At 37.9% G+C, this 25,674-nt stretch carries 28 protein-coding genes; all 28 read right to left on the bottom strand.

The features are described 5' to 3' along the window. Window positions 1-34: 34 nt before the first annotated feature. Complete coding sequence (locus tag EFD62_RS10120) at window positions 35-979, bottom strand: dTDP-glucose 4,6-dehydratase (protein WP_069195582.1); 945 nt, start codon at window positions 977-979, stop codon at window positions 35-37. A gap of 15 nt (window positions 980-994) precedes the next feature. Further along, window positions 995-2,158: a UDP-4-amino-4,6-dideoxy-N-acetyl-beta-L-altrosamine transaminase gene (gene pseC, locus EFD62_RS10125; RefSeq protein WP_069195581.1), complete on the bottom strand. Its 1,164-nt coding sequence runs from the start codon at window positions 2,156-2,158 to the stop codon at window positions 995-997. Between the two features lie 64 nt (window positions 2,159-2,222). Continuing rightward, window positions 2,223-3,287 (bottom strand): UDP-2,4-diacetamido-2,4,6-trideoxy-beta-L-altropyranose hydrolase, encoded by a 1,065-nt coding sequence (gene pseG / locus EFD62_RS10130; protein WP_069195580.1) that lies wholly within the window; start codon window positions 3,285-3,287, stop codon window positions 2,223-2,225. A gap of 112 nt (window positions 3,288-3,399) precedes the next feature. Beyond that, window positions 3,400-3,804 carry a VOC family protein gene (locus EFD62_RS10135; protein ID WP_069195579.1) on the bottom strand — a complete coding sequence of 135 codons (405 nt, stop codon included), beginning with the start codon at window positions 3,802-3,804 and terminating at the stop codon, window positions 3,400-3,402. Continuing rightward, on the bottom strand, window positions 3,801-5,456 hold the full coding sequence (locus tag EFD62_RS10140) for an HAD-IIIC family phosphatase (protein ID WP_407921090.1): 1,656 nt from the start codon (window positions 5,454-5,456) through the stop codon (window positions 3,801-3,803). Before EFD62_RS10140 ends, EFD62_RS10135 begins: the two co-directional genes overlap by 4 nt. Further along, window positions 5,453-5,668 (bottom strand): acyl carrier protein, encoded by a 216-nt coding sequence (locus EFD62_RS10145; protein ID WP_069195577.1) that lies wholly within the window; start codon window positions 5,666-5,668, stop codon window positions 5,453-5,455. Before EFD62_RS10145 ends, EFD62_RS10140 begins: the two co-directional genes overlap by 4 nt. Window positions 5,669-5,673: 5 nt before the next feature. Beyond that, entirely contained in the window at window positions 5,674-6,285 is a 612-nt protein-coding gene (gene pseH, locus EFD62_RS10150) for a UDP-4-amino-4,6-dideoxy-N-acetyl-beta-L-altrosamine N-acetyltransferase (RefSeq protein WP_069195576.1), read from the bottom strand. Beyond that, window positions 6,267-7,319 (bottom strand): pseudaminic acid synthase, encoded by a 1,053-nt coding sequence (gene pseI / locus EFD62_RS10155; protein ID WP_128706064.1) that lies wholly within the window; start codon window positions 7,317-7,319, stop codon window positions 6,267-6,269. The genes pseH and pseI overlap by 19 nt, the downstream gene beginning before the upstream one ends. Before the next feature lie 270 nt (window positions 7,320-7,589). After that, entirely contained in the window at window positions 7,590-8,090 is a 501-nt protein-coding gene (locus EFD62_RS10160; protein WP_235832630.1) for a hypothetical protein, read from the bottom strand. 56 nt (window positions 8,091-8,146) lie between these two features. Continuing rightward, window positions 8,147-9,004, bottom strand: coding sequence for a class I SAM-dependent methyltransferase (locus EFD62_RS10165; protein ID WP_128706065.1), 858 nt, complete (start codon window positions 9,002-9,004; stop codon window positions 8,147-8,149). Window positions 9,005-9,029: 25 nt separating this feature from the next. After that, window positions 9,030-9,770: a cytidylyltransferase domain-containing protein gene (locus tag EFD62_RS10170; protein ID WP_069195572.1), complete on the bottom strand. Its 741-nt coding sequence runs from the start codon at window positions 9,768-9,770 to the stop codon at window positions 9,030-9,032. A gap of 30 nt (window positions 9,771-9,800) precedes the next feature. Beyond that, window positions 9,801-10,445 (bottom strand): pseudaminic acid biosynthesis-associated methylase, encoded by a 645-nt coding sequence (locus tag EFD62_RS10175; RefSeq protein ID WP_128706066.1) that lies wholly within the window; start codon window positions 10,443-10,445, stop codon window positions 9,801-9,803. A 16-nt stretch (window positions 10,446-10,461) separates the two neighbouring features. Further along, the gene (locus EFD62_RS10180) at window positions 10,462-11,859 is read right to left on the bottom strand and encodes a B12-binding domain-containing radical SAM protein (RefSeq protein ID WP_162302509.1); all 1,398 of its coding nucleotides are present in this window, start codon (window positions 11,857-11,859) and stop codon (window positions 10,462-10,464) included. Window positions 11,860-11,893: 34 nt separating this feature from the next. Continuing rightward, complete coding sequence (locus EFD62_RS10185) at window positions 11,894-12,892, bottom strand: UDP-N-acetylglucosamine 4,6-dehydratase family protein (RefSeq protein ID WP_069195569.1); 999 nt, start codon at window positions 12,890-12,892, stop codon at window positions 11,894-11,896. Next, window positions 12,885-14,291, bottom strand: coding sequence for a motility associated factor glycosyltransferase family protein (locus tag EFD62_RS10190; protein ID WP_128706068.1), 1,407 nt, complete (start codon window positions 14,289-14,291; stop codon window positions 12,885-12,887). The genes EFD62_RS10185 and EFD62_RS10190 overlap by 8 nt, the downstream gene beginning before the upstream one ends. Beyond that, a complete protein-coding gene (locus tag EFD62_RS10195) occupies window positions 14,272-14,655 on the bottom strand; it encodes a hypothetical protein (protein WP_069195567.1) in 384 nt (127 codons plus the stop codon). The genes EFD62_RS10190 and EFD62_RS10195 overlap by 20 nt, the downstream gene beginning before the upstream one ends. Beyond that, window positions 14,637-16,562 carry a motility associated factor glycosyltransferase family protein gene (locus tag EFD62_RS10200; RefSeq protein WP_128706069.1) on the bottom strand — a complete coding sequence of 642 codons (1,926 nt, stop codon included), beginning with the start codon at window positions 16,560-16,562 and terminating at the stop codon, window positions 14,637-14,639. Before EFD62_RS10200 ends, EFD62_RS10195 begins: the two co-directional genes overlap by 19 nt. Window positions 16,563-16,655: 93 nt before the next feature. Further along, complete coding sequence (locus EFD62_RS10205; protein ID WP_069195565.1) at window positions 16,656-17,474, bottom strand: flagellin N-terminal helical domain-containing protein; 819 nt, start codon at window positions 17,472-17,474, stop codon at window positions 16,656-16,658. Between the two features lie 95 nt (window positions 17,475-17,569). Continuing rightward, on the bottom strand, window positions 17,570-18,391 hold the full coding sequence (locus tag EFD62_RS10210) for a flagellin N-terminal helical domain-containing protein (RefSeq protein WP_069195564.1): 822 nt from the start codon (window positions 18,389-18,391) through the stop codon (window positions 17,570-17,572). Window positions 18,392-18,660: 269 nt separating this feature from the next. Beyond that, a complete protein-coding gene (gene csrA, locus EFD62_RS10215; protein ID WP_069195562.1) occupies window positions 18,661-18,876 on the bottom strand; it encodes a carbon storage regulator CsrA in 216 nt (71 codons plus the stop codon). After that, window positions 18,848-19,327, bottom strand: a complete 480-nt coding sequence (fliW, locus tag EFD62_RS10220; protein ID WP_069195561.1) for a flagellar assembly protein FliW — start codon at window positions 19,325-19,327, stop codon at window positions 18,848-18,850. The genes csrA and fliW overlap by 29 nt, the downstream gene beginning before the upstream one ends. Before the next feature lie 27 nt (window positions 19,328-19,354). Continuing rightward, window positions 19,355-19,933, bottom strand: a complete 579-nt coding sequence (locus EFD62_RS10225; protein WP_069195560.1) for a DUF6470 family protein — start codon at window positions 19,931-19,933, stop codon at window positions 19,355-19,357. Between the two features lie 51 nt (window positions 19,934-19,984). Then, the gene (flgL, locus tag EFD62_RS10230) at window positions 19,985-20,896 is read right to left on the bottom strand and encodes a flagellar hook-associated protein FlgL (RefSeq protein ID WP_128706070.1); all 912 of its coding nucleotides are present in this window, start codon (window positions 20,894-20,896) and stop codon (window positions 19,985-19,987) included. A 39-nt stretch (window positions 20,897-20,935) separates the two neighbouring features. Next, window positions 20,936-22,495, bottom strand: a complete 1,560-nt coding sequence (gene flgK / locus EFD62_RS10235) for a flagellar hook-associated protein FlgK (RefSeq protein ID WP_069195558.1) — start codon at window positions 22,493-22,495, stop codon at window positions 20,936-20,938. 6 nt (window positions 22,496-22,501) lie between these two features. Continuing rightward, a complete protein-coding gene (gene flgK, locus EFD62_RS10240) occupies window positions 22,502-23,971 on the bottom strand; it encodes a flagellar hook-associated protein FlgK (RefSeq protein WP_083225224.1) in 1,470 nt (489 codons plus the stop codon). 19 nt (window positions 23,972-23,990) lie between these two features. Next, window positions 23,991-24,491, bottom strand: a complete 501-nt coding sequence (locus EFD62_RS10245) for a flagellar protein FlgN (RefSeq protein ID WP_069195556.1) — start codon at window positions 24,489-24,491, stop codon at window positions 23,991-23,993. A 125-nt stretch (window positions 24,492-24,616) separates the two neighbouring features. Beyond that, window positions 24,617-24,904: a flagellar biosynthesis anti-sigma factor FlgM gene (gene flgM / locus EFD62_RS10250; protein ID WP_069195555.1), complete on the bottom strand. Its 288-nt coding sequence runs from the start codon at window positions 24,902-24,904 to the stop codon at window positions 24,617-24,619. A gap of 228 nt (window positions 24,905-25,132) precedes the next feature. Then, window positions 25,133-25,567 (bottom strand): MerR family transcriptional regulator, encoded by a 435-nt coding sequence (locus EFD62_RS10255; protein WP_128706080.1) that lies wholly within the window; start codon window positions 25,565-25,567, stop codon window positions 25,133-25,135. Window positions 25,568-25,674 lie beyond the last annotated feature (107 nt).

Below are 25,674 nucleotides of genomic sequence, written 5' to 3' on the forward strand. Positions count from 1 at the left end.
TGATTATCGGAGTATTAACAAAATTAATTTAGTATTAAGTTTCAAGTGTACTTTTTATCCATTGGGCAGTCCTTCTTATGCCTTCCTCTAAAGAAACTTTAGGAGCCCATCCTAAAAGCTCTCTAGCCTTTTCGTAGTTGCAAAGAAGCTTCGATATCTCGCTCTGGGGGTGAATATGGGGAACATGTACTATTTTTTCTTTGTCCTGAGCTATCAAAAGAGCAAGATCATTTATGCTTATATCCTTGCCCAGCCCGGCATTTACTATTTCCCCGTTTACCCTGTCAGAGTAGCCGGCCTGCACAACAAATTCCGCACAGTCCTCAACATAGAGCAGATCCCTAGTCTGGAAACCATCCCCATATATATTGAGAGGAAGTCCTTGTAAATTTCTTTTTATGAAAATAGCCACAACACCGCCCTCGCCGCTGGATTTTTGCATAGGGCCATAGGTGTTGAAGGGCCGTATAACCACTGCCGGCAGCTTATAGGCGTACCAGTAGGATAAAACCATATTCTCTCCTGCAATCTTGCTCCCCGCGTATGGTGAAGCCGGCTTTGTGGGATGTGCTTCGGTTATGCCCTTTTCATCATTTGCCCTGTCATATACCATACAGGTACTCATGAAAACGATTTTGGTGTTGCACTTTCTGCACTGCTCCAGTACGTTAAAGGTGCCCACTGCATCATTTTGAAATGTTGTCCCCGGATCGTCAATGCTATCCTGCACGTTAATACTTGCCGCCAGGTGATAGCATATTTCAAATTTGTTCTCAAAAAGCTCTTCAAGAACAGAAATGTTTTTGATGTCTCCTTCAGCAAATCCGGCAAAATTGGGGTTGTGCATGAATTCTTCAATATTTGTACGCTGACCGTTTGAAAGGTCGTCCAATACCCACACCTTATGTCCGTCCTCTAAAAGCTTTCTAACCACCCAACGTCCTATAAATCCCGCTCCACCTGTTACTAGAATATTCAAATTCAATCATCCTCTCTATATAATATGTTTTTGAAGAACATCCTTAACATTTGAAATCACATACCGAACATCTTCCCTCTCCATTTTGGGGAACAGCGGAAGGGTTATTATTCTCTCATAAAAATCTTCAGCCTGAGGACACAAACCCTTTATATATCCAAGCTTTTTGTAAAACGGATGATAATATACAGGAATGTAATGGACATTTACTCCTATCTTTCTTGCTTGAAGTTCTTCAAATATCTTCTTTCTGTCGCAATCCAGTCTTTCCGGCTTCAACTTTAAAATGTACAAATGCCATGAGGAGTTTGTGCCGTCTAGCTGGTATGGAACAACCAACTCATTAATAGACTCAAAAGCTTCAGTATAAAGTTTCGCATAATCTCTTCTTAATTGCAGGAATCTGTCGGATTTCTTAAGCTGACTTATACCCAATGCAGCCTGAATATCAGTCATTCTGTAATTATAGCCCAGATACTGTTGTTCATAATACCACGAACCATGATTTTCTAACAGTTCTTCCTTTTCCCTTGTTATTCCGTGGGTTCTAAAAAGTGTGAGTTTTTTATACAATTCTTCACTATTTGTTGTAATTGCTCCACCCTCACCGGTCGTGATATGCTTTACCGGGTGAAAGCTAAAGGTGGTCATATCTCCCAAGATTCCGATTTTTCTGCCTTTATACTCAGCTCCAATGGCATGAGCTCCGTCCTCTATTACCAAAAGATTATACTCTTTTGCAATCCTTAATATTTCATCCATATCACAGGGCTGCCCGGTAAAATGCACCGGTATAATTGCCTTGGTTTTCTCGGTAATCTTAGCCCTAATTTCCTTTGGATCAATATTGTAGGTATCCGGATCAATATCGGCAAATACGGGCTTTGCCCCCATATATAGCAAACAGTTGGCAGAAGCGGCAAAAGTAATGGGTGTCGTAATTACTTCGTCCCCCTCTTTTATCCCCGCAGCAAAACATGCCGCGTGAAGTGCCGCAGTTCCATTGGATATAGCAACCGCATATTTTGCACCGGTATACTTCGCTAAATTCTCTTCAAATTCCTTTATTTTGGGGCCTGTGGTTAAATAATCCCCTCTCAATACCTCTACTACGGCATTAATGTCATCCTCATCAATCCACTGACGTCCATAAGGTATGAATTTCTGCTCTTTATCCATATGTATTTCTCCCTGTAAAATGTAGTTTAATTAAACGCAGTTTCAGTTTATAGAATTGATAATTTCATGAAATTATTTTCATTATTTCTTCAACTACACGCCTTACTCCTTCTCCATCTACCAACTTTTGCATTTTTCTGCTGAGGGATGCTCTTTTATTATAATCTCCACATAAAAGCTTAATCTTTTGCAACAGCTCCCTGTCGCTAAGTTCCTCATGCCATCCCAAACTGATTATATAGCCTTCGGAAGACATCATATCTACCATTTCCCTCTGGTTGTCGGCAATAACGATTGCCAAGGTTGGCGTCCCGCAGGCACATAGCTCGTACAATGTACTACCTCCTGCCGATATCGCAATATCGGACTTTAGCATTAGCTCCGACATTCTGGATACATTCTCATGCAGTATAACATTTGTATTTTTTCCGCACAGTTCTCTAAGGTTATCCACATTGGTAAAACCGCTTCCTACAACAATATTAATCCTTATATCTTTGAATTCTTCCTCCGACAGAATAATATCAGCAAGCCTCAAGCTTAAATTAAAAGGATCTGCGCCTCCAGTCGTTATCAATATTTCCTGCACATCCCTGTTTATTATTCTCCCGGGCAAGTCTTTAAATTCATCTCTTATGAGATTATATTTCAAGCCCAAAAGCATAAGTTCGTCACTGCTGAATTTGGTGTAGTTAAAGGCTGTAGCTGTAATATTTCCGTTTAACAGCACATCCACAGGATATACAAACTTATTGACATCATCAATGTAACAAAGCTTTTTTACATGAGGCTTCAGCTTCAAAAAAAACTCCCGACTAACGTTATAGGAGTCAATAATCAGTACATCCAGATTAAGTGCTTTAATCTGGCAAATTATTTCTTTTGCATCCTCTCCAAGCTCCGAAATATCTCCATAGAAGAAGCCTTCCGAATGCCTGCCCTCTCGATGTGGCATTTCTATCACTTCAAATTCGTCCTGTCGTATCCTTGAAATCCCCTGTTCAAATCGGCTTAAGAAAAAAACATTAGCTCCCGCGTTTCTAAATCCTTTTGCCAGCGACAGACAACGCATTATATGCCCCATACCGATATTGGCACTTCCATCAACTCTAATTCCTATATTCAGCATATCAACCTCTCAGCCAAATTTTTCTGTTCAATTCAAAGGCTTTGGCATATTCTTTGTTTACCACTTTTAGGTTACAACAATCATGGTACAATACCCATCTTTCCCTACAAGCTTATTTATTACTTGTGTTTTCTTCTACCAGTTCAATTATCCCCATATTCCTATTGTACAAGAATGCAACTTTACAGGAATTGATAGCAACTGCACAGGAGGGTCTTTCCATCAAAACATACCCTTCGTTTTTCAGTCTTCCAACTGCCTCGTCTATATTATCGACACTATAACATATATGATATGGAGTGTTGCCTGACTTGGTAATAATGCCGTTTATTGAAGAATCGGCATCCATTGGTGCAACCAGCTCTATGCAATAATTTCCAAGTCTCATAAATTGGATTAAAACCCTTCTTGACTCGTCAGGCACGGTTTCCCCGAGCTTTTCATATCCAATTGCTAAAAATTCCTTAATAGAAGCTTCCATACTTCTAACCGCATAGCCCAAATGGTGTATCCTCATAATGCTCTCAGCTCCCCGAATTCCTTTCTAGAACATGTACTTGATTTTCCCAAATTTAAAACATATTTTTTGTTGCCTGTTGAATCTACATCTAAAAGCGTATAGCCTAGCCTTTCAAATAAATCCTTTACCGGGACATTTTTTTCCGTTGGTTTGTAATATGTAATCAACTTTTTGTACCCGGATTTTTTATGTAAATCTTCGATAAAACCTATTATTTGATCTTCAATAAATCTTCCCATAACCCTGCAGCTTAGTAGAAACGTGTCCAACTCAACTTCACTGTCGGTCTTATGTTTTGTTATTACCACGCTGACCATGCCGTTATCCCCGAATCTGTCACTGACGTAAGCTACAAAGCCTTCAAATCCCCGCTCGCCTATCATTGCCAAAAGTTCTTGTTCACTATACCTCTTTGTAGTCAAATTGAATTGATTGGTTTTTTGAGTAAGCTGCGCAGCCCTTTGAACATTTTCTGCGCTTAGCCTGCGAATCTCTATCTTGGTTTCCAAAGATAATAAAAAGTCTTCATAAGAAGCACTGGATTTTTGTGCGTCCCTTCGCTTCATATTCTGACGATATTTTTCGGTTTTCACAGTATCTTCATCAGTTGTATTTAATGTATAAAAATAATCATTATAAAGTTCAATCGCAAAATCCACAAGTTCCGAAGTATCTTGCGGAAAATCCGGAACAGTTACTTCAGGAAGCTCCCTTTTTACACTTTCCCTTTCTATCGGATTATCGTCAATAAATACCATGGAATCAAGTCCAATATTGAGTTCTTGGGATAAATTCCTTATATTTTGGGATTTCAAATCCCAATTTATTTTCAATGCAACAAAGTCTTCCTCTCTTAGCACCATGTGTTTATGTTCTCTAATAACCTTTATTGCATCATTAAAATTGTTTTTGGATGCAATAGCAAGTATTATCCCTAAATCTTTTATTTCCTTCAGCCTTCTTTGAAAATCCTTATATCTGGCACCTTCTTTGTAGTCCGACAGCTCTATTCCTTCAAGACCACCTTCCCCCACAACACCACCCCATAAGGTGTTATCGAGATCTAGAACTAGGCACTTTTTTCTTATGCCTTTAGCAGAGGCAATACATCTATTAATTTGCTGCTCCAGCAATTTTTCCGCCTTCATTGAATATTTTATTCCGCCTAGATACCACAACTTCTTGGAATAAAACTGTTCCCTTCCTTTATCCTCGACAATGCTTTTCAAATCAAAAACATAGACATTTCTATATTTGCTGCTCAGCAAAAAAAGGCCGCCTTCCCACAAGAATTCTAGCCTTCTTTCCTTTGCACCAGACTTTACACTTTCAATCTTTCTCGTCCACAAATCAATATTGCTCACAAAAAAAGTTATATCAGGATTATTTTTTACTGCTTCTTCAATATAACTTATATTCGTATCAATAGTACTGTTACTTTTACTCTGGCCGTTGCACATTTCTTCTCCGTCAATAATAATAAAGACCATATCCGGACCAAAAGAATACAATCCCGAATCAGGGTTTATTATCTCTTGTATCCACGCTCCATACCCTTCCGTCTTATATACATCATATAGCTTCGACAACCTGCCAATAAGAGAATCTAAGTTTATGTTGGAAAGTATCGACAGTTTCAAAGCAATCACTCCTTAACGTAATCTAAAAAGTCACCTACTTTTTTAATATCCGGTACCTTCTCAAAAGGAATTTTTATGTTTAGCTGCTCTTCAACCTCAGCCACCAATCTGATGTGATTTAATGAATCCCATGCTGAAGTTTTTTCCCTTGAAGTTTCAAGACTTATACTCTCTTTATCAAGGTTTAATATTTCAGACACCAGTTCAATCAATTTTTCCATTCAAATCAGCTCCTCCCGGTTATCGGACCTATTTTATCAATATCCACTATTACTCTCATATACTTCTCGATCTTTGCCCTGTTTTGAGCCCAGATGCTTTCGGTTATAGCCTGAAATGTTATATCCTCATAACTATCGTTCATTTTGACATGTTGCTTCAATATGCCTTCCGTCTCAAAACCAAAGTTCGTATGTAAACTCACAACCTTTTCATTGCTCGAAATTGTCCTGCAAAACACTTTATTTACCTTCAAATCATAAAACGCATGATTTAATAACGAATATTCCATAACTATCCCAAGCCCGCTATTTATAAACTCCTGCTCAACCAGGTAATACCCGAATTCAAGATTATTGTTTTTTCTGTCGAAATCATAGCACAATACACCAAAGGATCTGCTTCCCAAAAAGCATATATAATAATTTTTTTCACTGTTATTTTTCAAATGCTCAATAAATCCGGCATGTTCCTCTTCTGTAATAATTTCCTGGTTAAACATTCTCCGTCTTACAAAATCCTGATTGCGCCAATCCCGCAATTTTTTTATGTATATATCGTCAAGCTCAAGAACATTTATGTAATTAACATAGCCTTCTTTTAGCCTATCATTGTCCACTTCAGCGGTGTCCCCCTCTCAATATCCTCCGATGCTTTCCGGTTTAAAACCTGTTCAAAGTATTTTGGCTCTAAACCGTCTGCAGGCCTAATTACCTTTATGTTTTCCTCTGTAAAGACCTCCCCTTTTTTAATATCTTTCACAACAAAAATCGATCTTCTGTGGCTGCGGCTGACAGCTTCATTTTCTGAAATACTGTAGCTGACCTTTCCAATTGATTTTTCCGCCGCCCTTACATCTTCAACCATCTTTCTAAACTCGTCCGGCTCCATGGAAAAGGATGAATCGGGATTTTTAATTCTTCTACTTAAGCAAAAATGTTTTTCAATAATGCTTGCTCCCATGGCAACCGCCATAATCGCAGAAATCGAACCTAAAGAATGATCGGACAAGCCCACGGGGACATTAAATGTATCCTTCAAATGGGTTATAGTTTTCAAATTCATTTGCTCCGGCACTGCCGGATATGCACTGGAGCATTTCAAAAGACAAAAATTATCATTCCCCTGCGCCTTAATGGTTTCCACAGCTTCTTCAATTTCTGCCAAAGTTGCCATGCCTGTCGACATAATAATAGGCTTTTTCTTTGACGCAATATATTTTATTAAGGGAATATCTACAATCTCAAAAGAAGCTATTTTGTAAAACTCAACTCCCAGCTCCTCCAAAAAATCCACAGCCGATTTATCAAAAGGAGTTGACAAAAAATCAATTCCTACCCTTTGTGCTTCTTCTTTGAGCCGTCCATGCCATTCCCAAGGTGTATTTGCCTTCTGATACAGACTGTATAAATTTTCGCCTTTCCAGGTGCCACCATCTATATGAAAGTATTTTTTATCACAATTTATGGTCATAGTGTCCGGTGTATAAGTTTGTATTTTTATGCAATCTGCACCGGCTTCTTTTGCTACATGTATTATTTCGATTGCTCTGCTAAAATCTCCTGCATGGTTTGCAGACATTTCTGCAATAATATAACAAGGGCACCCCTCACCAATTTCCCGATCCATGATTTTAATTCTTCTGCTTTGCATATTTATCACCCCAGAAATTATTTATCTAAATAATTTCGATATAAGATTGTAAAGGACTTATCGGCAACCTTTGGATTCTATAAGAGCTCAATCCTAAAATTTCTTTCAGCGCTATAGTCTCTCCTGGAAAATCGCTGACATTAAGTTCGTCAAATCCTATTATCGTTCCTTTTGTAATGTGATCTTTTATTAACTTCAAACACTCTTTTGTAGGCTCATAAATATCAAAATCAAAATATGCTAATGCAATTATAGTATGCGGATTGTCCTCTAAATAGTTTTTCGAGTTACGGTCGCATCACCTTTAATCAACTCGTACTTTCTTATGTGAGAAATAGGGCTTTCTGCCTCATGATAGTCCAACACCTTTTCCAGATATACCTCATAGTCATCAGTTACACTATAGTCACCTTTTCTAAGCCCTTTGTCTAGGCTTGTAACTGATGGAAATCCCTCAAAAGTGTCGAATCCTATAATCTTTCTGTTGTAATTATATGGCTCATATATACCTCTAAAATTCTCAAACAACGCAAGGTTTTGTCCCCATCTTACACCAAATTCCATAATTACTCCATGGACATTAATTATTTTCTTATATAATTCATGCATAAACAGCTGCCTTGATAAGGTTTGTCTGCTTGTGTAAAGTCCCAGATTTGAAAGTAATTCATTTTCTGGTATGGGGCTATCCTTAAACAGGTTGTAGAAATACTTTCTAATATCGCGCTCATTATTACTGCTATGTTCCCTTGTATTGAAATCAGTTGCCATAACTCATATCACCTCTATTTATTAGATTAGAATACATTTCAATCCTTTAGATATCATTAGCGTACTCTTTTAGCAACAACTTGTATCTCTCTTCCAATATTAATTTCAGACAACTTCTGATATATCATAAAAATGTCTTCCGTCCGCCCTATTTCCTTAAACTTTGACTCAAATTGCAGCCTTTTTGAGTGTGCTATCTTCCCAAGTTCCTTTGCTTTTATATAGTCTTCATCCATCAATAAAAACATTTCTAGCGGGAAAGAAGATGTTTGATAAATGATTTCAAACCCTGCCCTGTTAAGGAAGACTTTGAAGCTCTCAAAGTTCCAATAATTCAAATGGTCCGGGAAATGTATCCAGTACGGTTCAGTTTTATGGTAAGCTGTATAAACCCTTTGCAAAAGGTTAAAATCGTTTGGAACTTCAATACATAAATATCCATTCTCTGACACAAATTCCGACTTCATCTTTTCCATAAAGTCATAAGGATTCTGTATATGCTCCAATACAAAACTGAAATTTACCAAGTCAAATTTCTTACCAAATCCGTTTTTATCCGCAAATTCATTCTTAACGTTTAACCCTTTCTCAATACATTCCTTCGCTCTGCTTTCAGATGGTTCTATACCATAAGGCTCAAATCCTTGCTTTGCAAATTCTCTTAAGAGCTCGCCGGTACCGCATCCAATATCAAGTATTTCTCTGGGTTCTATTAGCGTTTTTATCCTTGTAACTTTTTCTTTGAGATTTATTTTACTTAAATCATCATTGTATTCTTTAGAATAGAATGTATTTAAAAAATCACTGTCCGGGTAAGGATAAACGTGATAAAAGCCGCAGTCTTTACATTCAATAACCTTGTATTCGCTATTAATGCTATAATAATTGTCAAATTCGTGTTTTCTACTCTTCATAAATGAAATCCTTCCTTATGCGCTTTTATACCAGCTTTTTCTGCTCAACATTTGCATTAATCCGACATAGCTCCGGATTCATTTTCATAAGATCTAGGACCTCTTCAAATCCGAATTTTCCGTCATACCTGTCATACAATTTATCATAAACTATAGCAATCAACTCAAAGTCTTCGTTCGTATCCAGCGTCCACCTAAGGTTAGAATAATCCATATCATTTTTATAGTAGTATATATCTTTTCCGTAGCTTTCATACATATAAGGAGTAACATGTTCTCTCTGATGACTTTTAGTAGCATTATAAAAGGCATCTTCCAATACTCTGAAGGAAAACACCTCAACATCAAGACCCCTCGGAAATGTTCTCTGAGTCAAATTATTTCCTGCATTTGTTACTAACGTATAATTGTTCGAAATATAAAATTCCACTATCTTATCCAATAACACAGGATCAATTAGCGGACAGTCCGAAGTAATACGAACCACCGTATCAAGGTTGTTTTCTTTAGCTGCGTAATAATACCTCGACAACACATCATCTTCACTGCCGCAAAACCATTTTACTTTATTTTTTTTCGCCTGGTCCACTATTACCCTATCTGCCTCCAATGCAGTAGTTGCAATAATTATTTCATTCAGCAGCTTTGATTGCTTCAATCTATCTATTACATGGTCTATAACCGGCTTGCCGCATAAATCCAGCATAACCTTACCGGGCAATCGTGTTGAGCCCATTCTTGTTTGTACAATAGCCCCTATCTTCATATACTCCTCCTATTTTCTATCAAGTAATGATTATTTCTTTTTACGAAGTAAAAACATTATATCTACATTGTCATTATTCAGGTATTTAAATTTTTCTTCCTTTACCAGTTCTAGTCCAGGGTATCTATCAAGATATAGCTTTGAGAAATTGGTTTTCCAGAGAAGGTCATTGTTGCCCCTATACTTTACTTCCGTATAGTCATCGGCAAAATACTCAAGTCCCCAGATATATTCATTAGTACAGCGGTATATTTCATCAAGCACTCGGTTTATATTGTCGGGTGAAATATGGATTAATACTCCGCTGGTAAACACCATGTCAAAATATCCATCTTTAAAAGGTATATCATCCCCAACTCCCTGAATGATATTTATCCCCTTGGTGAGACTCTTTGCCTTTTCCACAGCATATTGCTGAAGCTCTATTCCATATAGATTGCTAAATCCCATATTCTGAAGCATTCTCAGTTGGTTGCCTACGTTGCAGCCGACCTCCAGCACTCTCTTATTCTCCACCCCCAGTCCTGATAAGAAGCTATTGTTCATATCAAGCCTGCTTATGCCATATTCACTTATATAGAAGCCGTTAAGCTCTTCCGGACCAAATGTACACCTATCGGTATAATCCTTACCAAACTGGCCTGACCATGTGTTTTCCTGCAGATTATCCCTCATATTCTCTTCCTCCCTTTTATTTTGCTGCCACTTTCAAAGCATTATGCTTATAATGTACTGTTTTTATAAGCTTCTCATCCTCAAGTCCAAGCTTCAATTTATTGGATATCCTCTTGAGATTTATTTTTACTATATCTTCTATGGTCCTCTGTTCCATACCGGTAAGATTAATCCTAAAATCCTGCCTGTCACCAGAATTCAAAAGATATTCCTCTACATCCTTGATGGCATTGGTTTCCCTTGCATATTCAAATACAGGGGTGCCAGGAAGGGGTATCAAATATCCTACGCTTGGGTAGATATCCGCATCATAGCAACAATCAAAAGTTTCTTGCAAAGTCTTTTCCGTCTCCTGAGGATACCCTATTACAAGGCTTGTCCAAACCGCCAGCCCCGCCTTCCTCAACACCCTCGTCTGCTCAATAAATTCATCCTTTTTTAGCTTCTTATTCATAGCCCTTAAGATTTCTTGATTTGCAGATTCAAGGGAATAGCCGAGTCCAACACATCCAGCTTCTTTTAACTTTCTGGCAATGCCGATATCCTTCTCCTTAAATAGATTTCCTCTGCAGCAGGCCTTCCAGAATATACCCAGGTCATATTCCAGAAGAGTATCCACAAACTCCTCACACTGTTTTATTGAATAAAAGGTAAGCTCATCAAATAGATTTACATAGTTTATCCCATACTTTTCTTTGAGAAGTTTCATTTCGTCGCATACTGACTTGGGAGAACGAACTCTGTACTTGTCTTCTTTAAAAACGTGATAGCAAAATGTGCAGTTGAATGCACAACCCCTAGCAGTATTTACAGGAAGCGACCGGAGATCTTCATACGGAACCGGATAAGGTTCATTCATGTATACCTTGCTTTTTTCAATATATAAATCTATATCAAACAAATCCCAGTTTATAAAAGGAATGCTGTCGACATCTCTTATTGCCTCCCTTTTGGGTGTCTTAAAAATCCTTCCGTCCTTTTTATAATATATTCCTTTTACCTTTGCGAGATCCTCGTTAGTTTCTAAAGCTTTTAAAACTTCAATATCTGTTATGTCTCCCTCTCCTATAACTGCAATATCTGCTTCAGTCTTTTCAAGCAGGAGCTCAGGTACAGATGATGCCACCGAATTTCCCACAATTATAGGCACATTTTTGTATTTCTTAATCATACTGCACAGTTTTTTTACTTGTTTATATCCTGTTACGATACAGCCCATTGCAGCCACATCATAATCTTTTTCTCTTATCATGCTTTCAACTTCATCATCACTGTAGCGATGGGCATCGATATCAAGTATTTCCAGCTCATAGCCGGCATTGTAAATTGCCGTAGCTATATAAGCCAGTCCTAAAGGCGGCAAAAGAGTCGGTGACTCAGCTCTTAATGAAATATTTATCAACAGTATCTTCAATTTTATCACCCTTTGCTATTTTTTATTAAAGAAGTTAAATTAATTTTTCTCTGACAAGCAGCTCTTTTACTTGAGATTTACTGAGAACCTTTTCTCGTTCAGAGCTATAATTGCTTATGGCTGCCTTTCTGGCATTTGTGTAGGAATTTTCATCAAATGGCGGTTTTATCACATACATATCATTCAGTTCAATTGCTTTTGTCGATTCATCCTCCGACATAAGTTCCTCGTACATCTTTTCACCGGGTCTTAACCCAATTTTCTTAATCTCTATCTTTTTTGAATCAAGATTATTCTTTTTGCAGACATCCTCAATAACCACCTCTGCCAAATCTTTCAACCGGATTACAGGCATTTTCAGCACAAAAACCTCTCCACCTTTTGCAATGCTGCATGCTTTTATGGTAAGTTCCACTGCCTGTGAAAGGGACATCATAAATCTGGTCATTTCCGGCTCGGTTACTGTTATATATCCCTTTTCCAAAACCTGCTGCTTAAAAAGAGGAATAACAGAGCCCCTTGAGCCCATTACATTTCCAAATCTGACTGAAGCAAACACAGTACCAGCGTCCCCTTTTGCGTAGTAGGATGAGGACATAAGCCTTTCTGCCAAGAGCTTTGTCGCACCCATCGTGTTGGTTGGAGAAACCGCTTTGTCACTGCTGGTATAAACAACTTTTTTTACCTTATTTGCCATAGCACAGGCTATTACATTCTGACTTCCAATAACATTAGTCTTTACAGCTTCAAAGGGATTATATTCGCATGCGGGCACATGCTTTAGGGCAGCGAGATTAAACACAATATCGACACCGTTCATCGCCCTGTCCAATCGTTCCTCTTCTCTAACGTCTCCGATGAGATATCTAATATTGGAATTATCCCTGAACTTTTCTGCAAGTAGAAACTGCTTGTACTCATCTCTGCTGTAAACTCTGATTACAGCAGGATTTTCAGTTAGAATACGTTCAATCAGAGCCTGTCCGATAGACCCTGTCCCTCCGATAACCAATATCTTTTTGTCTTTAAACATATTGATTCCCGCTTTCTTTCAGTATAGATTTAATTTCTTCTTCAAAATTAAAACTCTTCTTTAGATAATCGGAAATTACATCCCTTAACTTGATATGTTTCATTCCTTCTATATAAGCTCCACCTTCGGTTGCATTTATAAATATTCTTTGCTCTTTTTCTATCCTATTTTCAATCCAGTATTTATAACTCAAATATCCAAAGGATGTATACAGTATCTCTCCATTTTGCCCTTTTACCCTTCTCATGTTTTTTAACTCCTGCGTGTAAATACTGGCATGGCTGCCATGCTGGGCATGGTTTTTTCCATCCACATACGCTAAGTCTTGTCCCACTAATATAATAGGATTTCCTCCCATTTTAATAGCTATATCCAGTATGGTGGTCGCAACCGACCCTCCCGAATCCACCACATATTCCGAACCATCATTATACTTTCCATAATAAGCCACCAATTTGGGGCCTAAATAGTGCGAAATAGTATAGGAGGCAGCTGTAGCCAGATAAATAAGGGGAATTCCGATATTTTCGTATCCCTTTATCTGGTTGTAGGTTTCCTTTTGCGGGTCAATAATGGCAAAGAAATCCGGCACTATATTTCTCATTAGCAGGGGTCTTAGGGCAGAACCCGCTGAGATAATAAGCGCCCTATCCTTGGCTTCTTTCAGCAAATCTATATTTTTCTCAAGAGAAGGTCCGGTAGATACAATAATTATTGGAACATTCTTAAACTTGTCAAAAAGAATCCCTGCATTTGGACTGTTTAGCTTTAAGTTCTCACTTGCATTATTATGCAGGGTATTATCATAATCATCGGTAAGACTCTTCTTAAGATTCCAATTTTCCATTACAAATTTGAAATATTCATTTTCGTCAGGAATTGCTTTCAATGAGGCGGGATGCGTTATAAAATTAAATTTATTATAGTTATCATCCATTAATCTCCTGACTCTTTTCGAGATATGGACAACATCCTTTGAAACAATCAGGGAAATGCATGGATTTTCCAGAATAGATACTAAGTCCATATTCTCCAAGGCTGACCTAAAAACCATCAAATTGTTTTCTACTACATACAGCCTGCTATCAGGCCCCAAAAGTCCGGCAATTTTCTCCAAATGATAACCCAATCCAAATCCGTACAGAATATGGACTGAAAATTCCGGCTTATATTGTTCTTGGGCAAATCTCTCTGCTTCAATATCCGGATGATATTTACTGTGCAAAAAAAAGCTTTTATTCTCTCCATATAAACTTTGAGTCACCTTTAAAGTCTTTTGACCTTCGCTATTTTCTACAATATGGTACGTATTAGAATTAACATGAACATCCTTTATTTCATTATATATATCCGGATATCTTTTCTTCAGCAACTCCAGATTATTCTGTAGCATTGTCATTGTCCAATACTCCCTTTATGCTCGTAAGTTGTTTCCGCCATATGTTCACCATAGGTAATAGCTCATATTCCAGCAAATCACTAAGCAAAACATAATCCATATTTTCATAGGCCTCTGATATTTCTCTCAATACGGAATTTGCCTGCGAGATATCCATCGGATGATCTCCGTGTATATCCTTTGTTCCATCTATGGCCTGAGTAAGCCATTCAATCCCTTCTACCAGGTCAATCATCATTCTTGTCGCTATATCTTCCCTTCCGCTCTGAAAAAATTCTATTATCTGCTCTACTCCTTCGGAAGCTTTTAGAATATATTCAGCTGCCGTACCAACAATTTCCCTTTTCAAGGCATACTGAGACATTTTACCCCCTCCTTTTTGTCAATATCTTCCATTATTTTCTTTGATAAATCGTCTATCAAAACAATTTTTTCCTTTACATCGGTATACTGCATAAGCAACCCCTCATACAGGTATTTTAATTTTTCCTGCATATCGGATATATTATCTATTTTTCTTTCCCTTTCATTCTTAATAGCCTGAATAAAATACTTGCTTATAGGCTCAACAAAATATTTATACAGGTCGCAGCTCTCAATTTCATCCGTTAACCTGTCAATTTCTTTCCACTTATCATGGTGAGTATCTTTGATATTATTTAATATATCGAGAATTAAATCTACTCTCTTTATAGCTTTTTTTCTTATTTGACTACTTTGATTGTGAATATTTTCTAAAATATTTTTAATTTTAGATTCTTTGTCTTTTACTTTTTCTGCTTCAAATACCTCTTCAAATTTTTTATCCAGGATTTCTTTAATATCGTATTCCTCTGTACAATACCTATCTATAATTTCCTTTAAAGGCTTATTCTCCATTCCTTTTATGGGCAATCCGCCTTCGGAACCATTCAAATATAACCTGTCCGAATAGTTCCTTATATATTCCTCAAAATAATACCTTATTGAAAGCATACTCTCCGTCGTGTATACATCATTACCATAAATATCTTTCTCAAGAACATAATATTTGGTCTGTTTTTCTATATGCTCACGGATATGCCTGTCCTGTTCCTGCTTTAATACTGCACCCTCTGCATAGCCTTCCATGTTTGGATAGGACAAATTTTGACCTATAACAATTATCGGATTGCATCCCATATACCTTGCCATATCCAGAGATAAATTTGATACGGAAGAACCGGAGAGCAAGCATTCCGCGCCTTCTACCCCCATTTCTTTGTCAAGCCAGTCTTCGTAGTCTAATACATTGGTCTTAAAATATATTTTTGGTCCTTTATAGTTCTTTAATCCGTCATAATGAACCGAAAGAGTGTAGGCAAAGTAAATTTCATCGGATTTGACGCTGTTAAATATTCGACTTTCTCCCTCGCCGCCATCCACACCAACCATAATATGGGGTGTAATCCCCTTACTTTCCAAAATATTAAGAGAAGAGCCGGCAGAAATGATAATAGCTTTATTGTATAAATCTTTTAAGAGATGTACATTTTTATTCAACGCCGGACCTGCAGAAACAACAATCGCAGGGATGTTGGTAAAAGCAGATTTGTATCCCTTGATGTGCGCACTTTTTGTCAACTGCCACATTCCCTCAAACAAATTGGTTAACCATGTTTCCGCAAAAAAAACACTGGTATTGATATTTATTTGATGCAACCTTGCAAATTTTACATAATCCCTTATTAAATCCAACCACCAGTCCTCATAAACTTTTCTATAACTTAATAATTCACTAAATTCTACGCTGTCTATCTGACCTTCTTCCCTGAGAGATAAGAATATCCTTCCAATCTCTTCGGTATCTTCACTGACTACAAACAATATATTCTCATTTAATAACAAGGATGTAATGTCTCTTGTGTTAAGAAGCTTTAAGAACACATTCCTATCCGGTTCAATAATAATTTTGTTTTTGTCCGGATATTTTTTTTCAAGCTCTTCTATATGATATCCGCATCCAATACCTAAAACCGCAATTGTATCAAAACCTTTTAAATCAATTCTTTCTGCCCATCTAACCGCTTCTGTTTGAGGATCATATGTGCTATGCACAAAAAATGTGTGTTCCCCTTTTCTCACTCTAAAGTTTGGCATTCCGTTTTTTGACTTCTCAAGAGTAACAATGCTGCAGTCATCATTGTTATTCTTACTCTCTAAATCCCTAGTGTTTAAATCTTCAAGAATCTGCGCCAAATATCGACTTTTCTTCTTTAAAGCCTCAATATTAAGTCTGAATATGTCGTCCATAAGATCCTCCCGTCTGATAAATATTCTAAAAAAGGCCGGCAAGAATCTCTGCCGGCCTTTTTATCCAGTTAAATTATAATTCTACATTATAATTTAGCCCAATAACTGAAGAACTCCCTGCGGAACCTGGTTGGCCTGAGCCAACATTGCCGTAGCAGCCTGATTGAGAATATTATTCTTTGTAAAGTTCATCATTTCCTGAGCCATGTCTACGTCTCTGATTCTTGATTCAGATGCCTGCAAGTTCTCTGCTGCTGTATCAAGGTTCTTTATTGTATGCTCCAACCTGTTCTGCTTAGCTCCAAGTTTTGCCCTTTCTTCGGATACTTTGCTGATCGCTGAATTGACCAGTGCAATAGTGTTTTGGGCTGAACCGGATGATGCTACAGATAAAGCAGATGCTTTTACCCCTAAAGCCGTAGCTCTCATATCTTTTACTGTAATTGAGAGAGTCTCGCCTTTATTAGCTCCAATCTGCAGTAACTTTCCACTTAAACTTCCAGTCAACAAGTTCTGAGTATTGAACTGAGTCTTTTCACCTATTCTTGTGATTTCAGCAGCCAACTCATTCAACTCAAGTTTGATAGCACTTCTATCCTTTGTTACGTTGGTATCGTTTGCAGCTTGTACTGCAAGCTCTCTCATTCTTTGAAGTATGGAGTGAGTTTCTGTCAATGCTCCTTCAGCTGTTTGTATCAATGAAATACCGTCTTGGGCATTTTTTGATGCCATTGTCAAACCTCTGATCTGAGCTCTCATTTTTTCGGAAATGGACAAACCTGCTGCATCGTCTCCAGCTCTATTGATTCTGTAGCCTGATGACAATTTCTCCAGTGACTTTTCCTGTGACGATGCATTCACTTTTAACTGCCTGTGGGCGTTATACGCCATAATGTTATTATTGATTCTCATAAATCATTCCTCCTTGATTTTCATGGCATCCTTGCCATATTCTTCATCGAATAATGGTTGATTAATCAAAATACTACTAATATACTAATAATATACTATCCCAATAACTGAAGAACTCCCTGCGGAACCTGATTCGCTTGAGCCAGCATTGCCGTAGCAGCCTGATTAAGAATATTATTCTTTGTAAAGTTCATCATTTCTTGGGCCATATCTACGTCTCTAATTCTTGATTCAGATGCCTGCAAGTTCTCAGCTGCTGTATCAAGATTCTTTATTGTATGCTCTAACCTGTTCTGTTTTGCTCCAAGTTTTGCCCTTTCTGTAGATACTGTGTTGATTGCGTCATTAATCTTTGTAATGGCTGATTGAGCTAATAAAGAACTGGAAACCTTTAAAGCTGATACCGAAAGCTTTGCAGCTGTCATTGTTCCTACTGCTATTGCCAAGGTCTCTCCTTTATTGGCACCTATTTGAACTGTAATTGCTTTCGAACCTGCCATTCCACCAGCCAAAAGTGTTCTGGTGTTGAATTGGGTTTTTTCAGCTATTCTGGTTACTTCTTCTGCCAACTGCTCTATTTCAAGAGCTATGGCACTTCTGTCCTTAGACACGTTGGTATCGTTTGCAGCCTGTACTGCAAGCTCTCTCATTCTTTGAAGTATAGAGTGAGTCTCCTGCAATGCTCCTTCAGCTGTTTGTATCAATGAAATACCGTCTTGGGCATTTTTTGAAGCCATTGTCAAACCTCTGATCTGAGCTCTCATTTTTTCGGAAATGGACAAACCTGCTGCATCGTCTCCAGCTCTATTGATTCTGTAGCCTGATGACAATTTCTCCAGTGACTTTTCCTGTGACGATGCATTCACTTTTAACTGCCTGTGGGCGTTATACGCCATAATGTTATTATTGATTCTCATAAATCATTCCTCCTTGATTTTTCGCTTTGGAATCCTTTCCTTTAAGCGTGTTAATTTTATGTACAGGGGATGGCATTTTATCTATTAGGCGCCCATATAGATAAATTGCCATTATCTCTGTACATGATATTTATCGGATAAAATCAAATTCTACTTTAATAGATTTGCTTATTTTTTTATGGGAAATTTATGAATTGTACGAACCAAGAGGCTAAATAAAAAAAGTGGCTTCGCCACCACTTCGTCAAAACCGTATTCTCCAATAACTACTATTTCAATAAATCCTTTAAGTCCACGCTCTTAATCTCTGCCGCCTTTTTGTTCTCAGCCTGTATCTCCAGGAATATCTCTTTCCTGTAAATAGATACACTCTTTGGCGCGTTAATACCGATACGCACCTGCTCCCCTTGAACATCGACAATAGTAATCTCAATATTATCATTTATAACTATAGATTCATTTTTCTTTCTTGTCAGAACCAGCACCCACATTTACCTCCTGTCTACGGAGCTCTTCTACTATATAGTGTCTCACACTATATCTATCTGTGTCAAGGACAACCTGCATACCTTTATTATTTTTTGTGTTTATAATCACTGGAGCCTTCAAATTCATAGTCATCTTTGAAATATCTTCCGGAACGACAACTATCGAAAGAACCATCACATCTTCAATATTTTCAATATTGAGACCGTCAACAGCCTCCCCGGGTATCTCAATATCATAATCCTTCAAAATAAGAAAAGGATTGACCACTGCAAAAGCAAGCTGTCCGTCATCAACATTCTGAAGCCATCTAAACGGTGAAGCCTCATCTCCATCATACAATACTATATATCGCTTCAAGTCTTCAAATCCGGGTATTCCATCCTTGAAATCAATAATTTTACTCTCATCAATATCTATTTCCCCAAAATGTTTGGTTTTAAGAAGCATTTTATCTCCTCCATATATCATTACAGTTTATACATATGTATTTATTTTATTCTCAACATAGTCAAATTTTATTGATGCATATTGGGATAAAAATATTTTTATATTTTCAGGAGTATAATTCAAATTAAACCGTGCTGGAACAAAAGTACTTTCAACACCATTATGAATGACTGTCCAGTAGTTTTTCTCAAAATCAATTTCCAATTCTCCGGTTACAGTGACTTCAGGACTCGCTTTGGGAATGGCATCAATATCAAATTCCCGCACAGTGTAAGAATCCCTCTTTGCAATCTCAGGAATCAGATTTCCTCCATTTTCAATAGCAGCCATGGCATCCCCATCGTCCGCCACTTTCCCAATATGTTCCAGAGCATGTCGATGCCCTCTTTGAGATATTTCCCTTCTCAAATCCAGATGGTTCTTGAGCCCAGCACTTGCAAAAGCTTCATACTGATCAATCTGCACTTTCGGAAACTCAGCTTCTATGTTCACTTTTGCATGATTCTGGTGAAGATTTAGTTGGGCATCTCGAGACTCTATATCAAGTCTGGAATAAATTCTGTCAATTCCGATTTTAGCATAGGTTTGTGATATAATAAGACCCATATTACCACCTACTTTAAACCTATATTAATCCAGTACAATACATTTCACGTCTTATCTTAAAAAGTCGACAAGGGAAGTTTGTATTATTCTGGCTCCACCGGATAATGACGCCCTATAAACATTTTCTTCACTCTTTAGAAGCAATATGTTCTCAGCCTCATCAACGTCCTCATTTTCACTCATAAGCTTTTTAAAATTGAGCGAATCAATATCAAGTCTGTCGGAAGTCAACTCAAGACGATTATATCTTGCACCCACATCTGCCCTTATTCGGAGCACATGGTTAAAATTATTATCAATATTTGCTATTGCATCACTTATCAGATCATGATCCCCTGAGTTTAGTGCAGCCATAAAATCTTCAAAGTCCTGAATGAGCTGACCCTTTGTACCAATAGTGGTATTATTTCCGGCATTAAATAGGTCTCCTCCTGTTACATTTATATTTATGCTGTCACTGATACCTATCTGATAAATTATTGCTTCGGTATTATTTACAGCCACATTAAAGTTTCCATCATCATCCATTAGCTTGGTATCTGTTTTAAAACCGGAAAATACGTATCTTCCTGCATATGTTGAGTTCCCTAGCTTAATCAACTGGTTTTTCAGTTGTTCTACCTCTTGCTGTATTTTTTTTGTATCATCCGCAGTGGTAGTACCACTACTGCTTGCCTGCACAGCCAGCTCCCTCGCCCTTTGCAATATATCTCCTACGTTGGTAATTGCCGACTCGGTAATTTCCAACCAAGAGAGAGCATCCTTTACATTTGTTTTATATTGCTCTATCTGAGCCACATCGGTACGAAGCTTTAATGCCCGGGCTGCAACTACCGGGTCATCTGAAGGCACTGTAATCTTCTTGCCGGAAGCCAACTTCTGCTGGTACTTATCCATCCTTATCAGGTTTTTGCCAATATGATTAATCATATTGTTTACAAGTATATTATTGGTTATCCTCATATTACCCCTCCACACTGTATGGATTAAATATCATTAATTCTACAGTCCAACTCTGTTAATTAGTATATCGTAAACCTCTGCCATTGTATTTATCATTTGTGCAGCTGCCGAATAAGCCTGGTAGTGCTTTACCAGATTCGCTACTTCCTCGTCCATGGACACCCCTGAGTCAGATAACCTCTGATTTGTAATCTGATTGACCATATTTTTATGGTTTGACGAGAGCCTGATAGTCTGTTGGGAGTCTATCGCAAGAGTAGCAATTACAGACTTCATAAAATCCTCCGGCGCACCCTCTTTGAACATATGAACATTGTTTCTCATTTTTATGATACTGTTTATATTCTCAATATTTCCAATCTCGCCCGTAGTATCAGAAGTAGCAATATTCCTAGGATCATCAATAATATCACTGCTTACAGTAAAATTTTTAGCAGTCATTTTTTCATAGCAGGCATCAATGTCTCCAGCAGCCATAAAATCAGCACTGGATACAGGTTTGTTGTCTGTACCGAACATGGTAAAAAATCTTATTCCTGTATTTCCGTTAGTACCATATCCATGGGCATGACCTGCTACATTTTCGTGCCCCACTATTCCTTCGTTAAATGCCTTTGCAAATGTCCTGACATACTCATTCAACTTCTTTATGTAAAAGGGTATGCCTTTATATTTTGGACTGCCATTCTCCCCGTCATTTCCATCCCTTACATCAAGAAGTCCGCGCAGCTCTCCGCCTCTAACACTAAGGCTGTTGCCATCTTCCCACTCCACCTCGTACAGGTTTGGGATATCCTCATTTTCATTCAGTTTATCGGCCCTTTGTCTGATACTGAGCTTATTGAGGTCAAAATTATCGACAAAAGCCTTTCCACTGATTGTAATCACCATACGCTTATCATCTCTGCCATTGGGGAGTTTGCCCACCACTATTTCATTAACATCTATATTTACAAGACCAGAAAGACTGTCAATCAAAACTGTCCTTTGATCTCTTAGGTCATTTGCCGTATTGCCGTCCAGCTCAGAATTGTATATTTGCCTGTTCAACTGAGCAATCTGAGATCCCAGTGAATTTATCTCAGTAACAATTGTCTTAACCTGGTTGTTTATGTCAAACTGAAGTTCTTCAAAATGGGATGCAATATTGTTAAAGTAGCGTGCCAAGGTTACTCCCTGTTCTTTTACCAAAGCTCTTACCGCATCGCTACCCGGATCCTTTGCAAGCTCCTGAAGAGAATTGTAAAAGCTGTTCATCACAGCATTAAAGCCGCTGTCCGATGGTTCATTAAATGTTACCTCCATATCGGCAAGAAGGGACTTTTTGGCTTTCCATTCTCCATAAGAAACATTTTCGCTCCAGTACTTATAATCCAGATATTCATCCCTTATTCTCTCAATGGAACGTACTTCCGAACCCGTCCCAAGCATACCGGTTCCATTAAACAACGATATGGGATTCGATGCTGACTGAACCGCTACCTGTCGGGAATACCCCGGTGTATTGATATTATTAATATTGTGATTTATCACATCCATATTTCTTTGGGCTGTATACAATCCCCTTACTGCTACATTAAATCCAAAGAAGCTTGCCATATCTCATCACCTACCTACCAATCCCATTTTTGTAATAATTGTTTCCAACATATCATCTATAACGTTCATTGTCCTGGATGAAGCGCTGTAAGCAAATTTGTACTTCATCATATAAGACATTTCTTCATCCATGGAAACTCCCATAATTGATTGTCTTTGCGAATCCGCCGAAGCCACGAGAGTCTTCTGGTTTTCGGCTGTCCTTTCCGCCTCAGATCCGCCAGTACCCACAATGAGTATTATGGTTTGATAATAGTCATCTAAACTTACAACACCACTTGTATCGGTAATTGCTCGAACATCCCTCAAATTTGCAATGGCCAGTGCTATAGTGTTGTCGCCGCTAGCTCCGCTTTGAGATGCAACAATATTATCAAGGTCCACAAGGTTGTCATTCAGCTTTATATTTCCCATTTCCAATGGATACGCAGGATTTATTGCTGTAAAAAAATCCTCTCCGTCAGAAGGCGGAACCCCTAGAGTCTTACCGCTTTTATGGAGATCATTCACCTGGGTAACCAGTGAATTAACAAGTACATTGAGCCGCATTTTCAAGTCAGATACAATATTTACCGAGCTCGCAACTGCCGTTGAGGTAGGGTCAGTAATCCCTTCAATCGAGCCAGAAACATCTCCTCTTGACTCCATAAGTCCTTTGAGAATACCGCCTCTTATGGGGATTTCGATATCCATTCCTTCAATTTGAGGCACATAAAACATTTTGTTTGTTGCGCTCTTTCCTGCAACAAGGTTCATGTGCTCACCCTTTGATACTAGAAAATATCCCCCAAGGGTTACCTCTACATCACCGTTCTGCTTCTCAGTGAATTCAAAATTTGCAATCTTTGAAAGGTTGTCCAGCAGCAAATTTCTCTGGTCTCGGTAGTCATTTGCATTGTCCCCGCAAACTTCTTCCTGCATTATTTTAACGTTTAAGTCCGCTATTTGACTTGTTATTATATTTATCTCTTTTATTCTCACCAATATTTCTTGGTTAAGGTCCTCTTGCAACTTGTCCAGCTGGGAACCCAAATGATTTATTTGATGTACAAGAGCTTCTGCTCTCTGTCTCACCAAAGCCCTTACAGTAAGGCTATCCGGTTCCTTCGAAAGCTCCTGCCATGAATCCCAGAACTGATTTAAAACGTTTTGCAATCCATCTCCCATAGGATCTCCAAGAATGGTCTGAACCTCTTGAAAGGTTTTGCTTCTTGTCTCCCAGTATCCAAAGCTAGTATTCTCATTTCTATAAATATTGTCTAAAAACAGATGTCTTATCTGCCTGGTTTCTTGAATGCTTGCACCAAGCCCAAGCTGATAATTTACACAATTCTGATATGGACCTGTAGTAATCATTGCCTGCTGCCGCGCATAGCCTTTTGTATTTACGTTGGAAATATTATGCCCGGTTACTGACAAAGCACGCTCGTTTACATGCATTCCGGATCTTGCAATTTCTAAGCCAGCGAAACCCAAATATATCGCCTCCAGACGCTTATAATTTTATATCAAAGTAGTTCTTTTTCTTGTTATCGGCCACTTGCCCTGCTTTGCTGTAATTATTTCCTTCCGCACTAATACTGGATAAAATATTTATCGAAAAATCAATGAAATCAATTGAGTTCTTTATTAATTTGGAATTAATTTCATTGATATTCTTAATTTCCCCAATAATCGAAGATAGATATTCTTTGTGTTCCTTAAGCCTATCAGCCTGCTTTTTGTCCACATGTTTTTCCAACTCCGATACCGTCATTTCCGAAGGATTAACTCCAATGGCATCAGATATTTCAGCCACAAGACTTTCCCTAGATTCTTCCAGCTTTCCAATTTTAAATATTAGGGATTGCTCCAGATTTGTAATATTCTCAAGCTCATTAACTTTCCCTTTAACAATTACATCGGTTTTATTCTTCGAAATTTCAAGAATGTCTTCATATATTTTTGATTCCTGCAAAAGTACATCCATTAAATCATTTATCAACTGGTCGTTCATATTGTACACACCCCTTTGGTCTGTAAATCGTTGAATTCATACATTTTGCATAAGAGCCTGAATAAATTTATTGCGGGACAACTCGGAACTTCCTTTCCTAATTACCCCGCAAACACCAAATCATCCTAAGCCTTTCCGTCTATTATTGACTTTAGAATCTTATCTGCGATATCCTCTTCTGTGACTTTGTAAGCACCCGTTTCAAGCTTTTGTGTCAATTCCTCCACTCTGTCCTTTCGTATGTCCGGTATGTCTTTTAATGCTTTCATTGCTGTCTGAATGTCTTTTGCCTGATTTGAAATGGATACTACATCTTTTTTCCCAGTCACATTATCTGTCTTCTCCATCTTGCTTATGTTTCTGCGGCTATCATAAATGCCCGAAACCTTTGGGACCCCCTCCCAGATTTTCATAACTACCACTCACCTTCATAAAAATCTTTCTATATTAACACTTAAAGTATTAACTTTATCATTGGTTTCTATATTCTTTCTCTCATTAATAATATCGTCATTTAAAATATTTAATTAATAAATAAATATTACTATTATCAAGTACAATATTAAGCTTAATACAGTTGTACAGGACATTAAAACTCTATCGAGTGTATAATATTGTCAACCTAACAGCTTTTAACATTACTAATCTGAATTCCATTTATCGTATTTATTTAGGTATTTCATTCCCACTGACTTCTTTTTGCTGGTATCGTCGGGTATCGACTTATTCATTTCTTCTGTAGTGGACTTTAATCCGTCGGTAAGCTCCCTGGAGCATTCATTGCAAAACCGTCCTGTATTTATGGATTTGCCGCATCTCTCACACTCTAGTACCACGTTGCCATCGCCGCCAACAATCTCAAGCCTGCCTTCCCTCAAATAGCCTTTTATTTTCGGCACACTAATTTCCAGCGCATTAGACACCTCAATAATCGAAGCTTTGGGATGTTCATAAAGATATTCCTTTACTTTTTTGAATTCCTCATCATCCTGTCTTTTACAATCATGGCAAATAGGCCGACCTCCGATATAGTTGAAAAGCCTACCACACCGTCTGCAGTTCCTTACATCCGGCATACCAATTCCTCCTAGCCTAATAATATCACGAAGTGTCAATCCACAAAGCAGTATCAAATATCCTTGTGATATATATTTCGGCATTTTGTCCATAGAATTTAACTATA

Source organism: Acetivibrio mesophilus (genome assembly GCF_004102745.1).
In the GTDB taxonomy this organism is placed as follows: Bacteria; Bacillota; Clostridia; order Acetivibrionales; family Acetivibrionaceae; genus Hungateiclostridium; species Hungateiclostridium mesophilum.

Coding starts and splice junctions, on each gene's coding strand:
- flgL (WP_128706070.1), bottom strand. CDS start 20,896: ATGAGGATAACCAATAATATACTTGTAAACAATATGATTAATCATATT.
- EFD62_RS10175 (WP_128706066.1), bottom strand. CDS start 10,445: ATGAGGGATAATCTGCAGGAAAACACATGGTCAGGCCAGTTTGGTAAG.
- EFD62_RS10195 (WP_069195567.1), bottom strand. CDS start 14,655: ATGTCTCAGTATGCCTTGAAAAGGGAAATTGTTGGTACGGCAGCTGAA.
- pseG (WP_069195580.1), bottom strand. CDS start 3,287: ATGCTGAATATAGGAATTAGAGTTGATGGAAGTGCCAATATCGGTATG.
- EFD62_RS10200 (WP_128706069.1), bottom strand. CDS start 16,562: ATGGACGACATATTCAGACTTAATATTGAGGCTTTAAAGAAGAAAAGT.
- fliW (WP_069195561.1), bottom strand. CDS start 19,327: ATGCTTCTTAAAACCAAACATTTTGGGGAAATAGATATTGATGAGAGT.
- flgM (WP_069195555.1), bottom strand. CDS start 24,904: ATGAAAATCTGGGAGGGGGTCCCAAAGGTTTCGGGCATTTATGATAGC.
- pseC (WP_069195581.1), bottom strand. CDS start 2,158: ATGGATAAAGAGCAGAAATTCATACCTTATGGACGTCAGTGGATTGAT.
- EFD62_RS10160 (WP_235832630.1), bottom strand. CDS start 8,090: ATGGCAACTGATTTCAATACAAGGGAACATAGCAGTAATAATGAGCGC.
- EFD62_RS10135 (WP_069195579.1), bottom strand. CDS start 3,804: ATGAGGATACACCATTTGGGCTATGCGGTTAGAAGTATGGAAGCTTCT.
- flgK (WP_069195558.1), bottom strand. CDS start 22,495: ATGGCAAGCTTCTTTGGATTTAATGTAGCAGTAAGGGGATTGTATACA.
- EFD62_RS10145 (WP_069195577.1), bottom strand. CDS start 5,668: ATGGAAAAATTGATTGAACTGGTGTCTGAAATATTAAACCTTGATAAA.
- EFD62_RS10185 (WP_069195569.1), bottom strand. CDS start 12,892: ATGTTTAAAGACAAAAAGATATTGGTTATCGGAGGGACAGGGTCTATC.
- pseI (WP_128706064.1), bottom strand. CDS start 7,319: ATGCAAAGCAGAAGAATTAAAATCATGGATCGGGAAATTGGTGAGGGG.
- EFD62_RS10165 (WP_128706065.1), bottom strand. CDS start 9,004: ATGAAGAGTAGAAAACACGAATTTGACAATTATTATAGCATTAATAGC.
- EFD62_RS10205 (WP_069195565.1), bottom strand. CDS start 17,474: ATGAGAATCAATAATAACATTATGGCGTATAACGCCCACAGGCAGTTA.
- EFD62_RS10245 (WP_069195556.1), bottom strand. CDS start 24,491: ATGAACGACCAGTTGATAAATGATTTAATGGATGTACTTTTGCAGGAA.
- EFD62_RS10210 (WP_069195564.1), bottom strand. CDS start 18,391: ATGAGAATCAATAATAACATTATGGCGTATAACGCCCACAGGCAGTTA.
- EFD62_RS10170 (WP_069195572.1), bottom strand. CDS start 9,770: ATGAAGATAGGGGCTATTGTACAAACAAGAATGGGCTCAACACGATTG.
- EFD62_RS10190 (WP_128706068.1), bottom strand. CDS start 14,291: ATGACAATGCTACAGAATAATCTGGAGTTGCTGAAGAAAAGATATCCG.
- EFD62_RS10225 (WP_069195560.1), bottom strand. CDS start 19,933: ATGGGTCTTATTATATCACAAACCTATGCTAAAATCGGAATTGACAGA.
- EFD62_RS10255 (WP_128706080.1), bottom strand. CDS start 25,567: ATGCCGGATGTAAGGAACTGCAGACGGTGTGGTAGGCTTTTCAACTAT.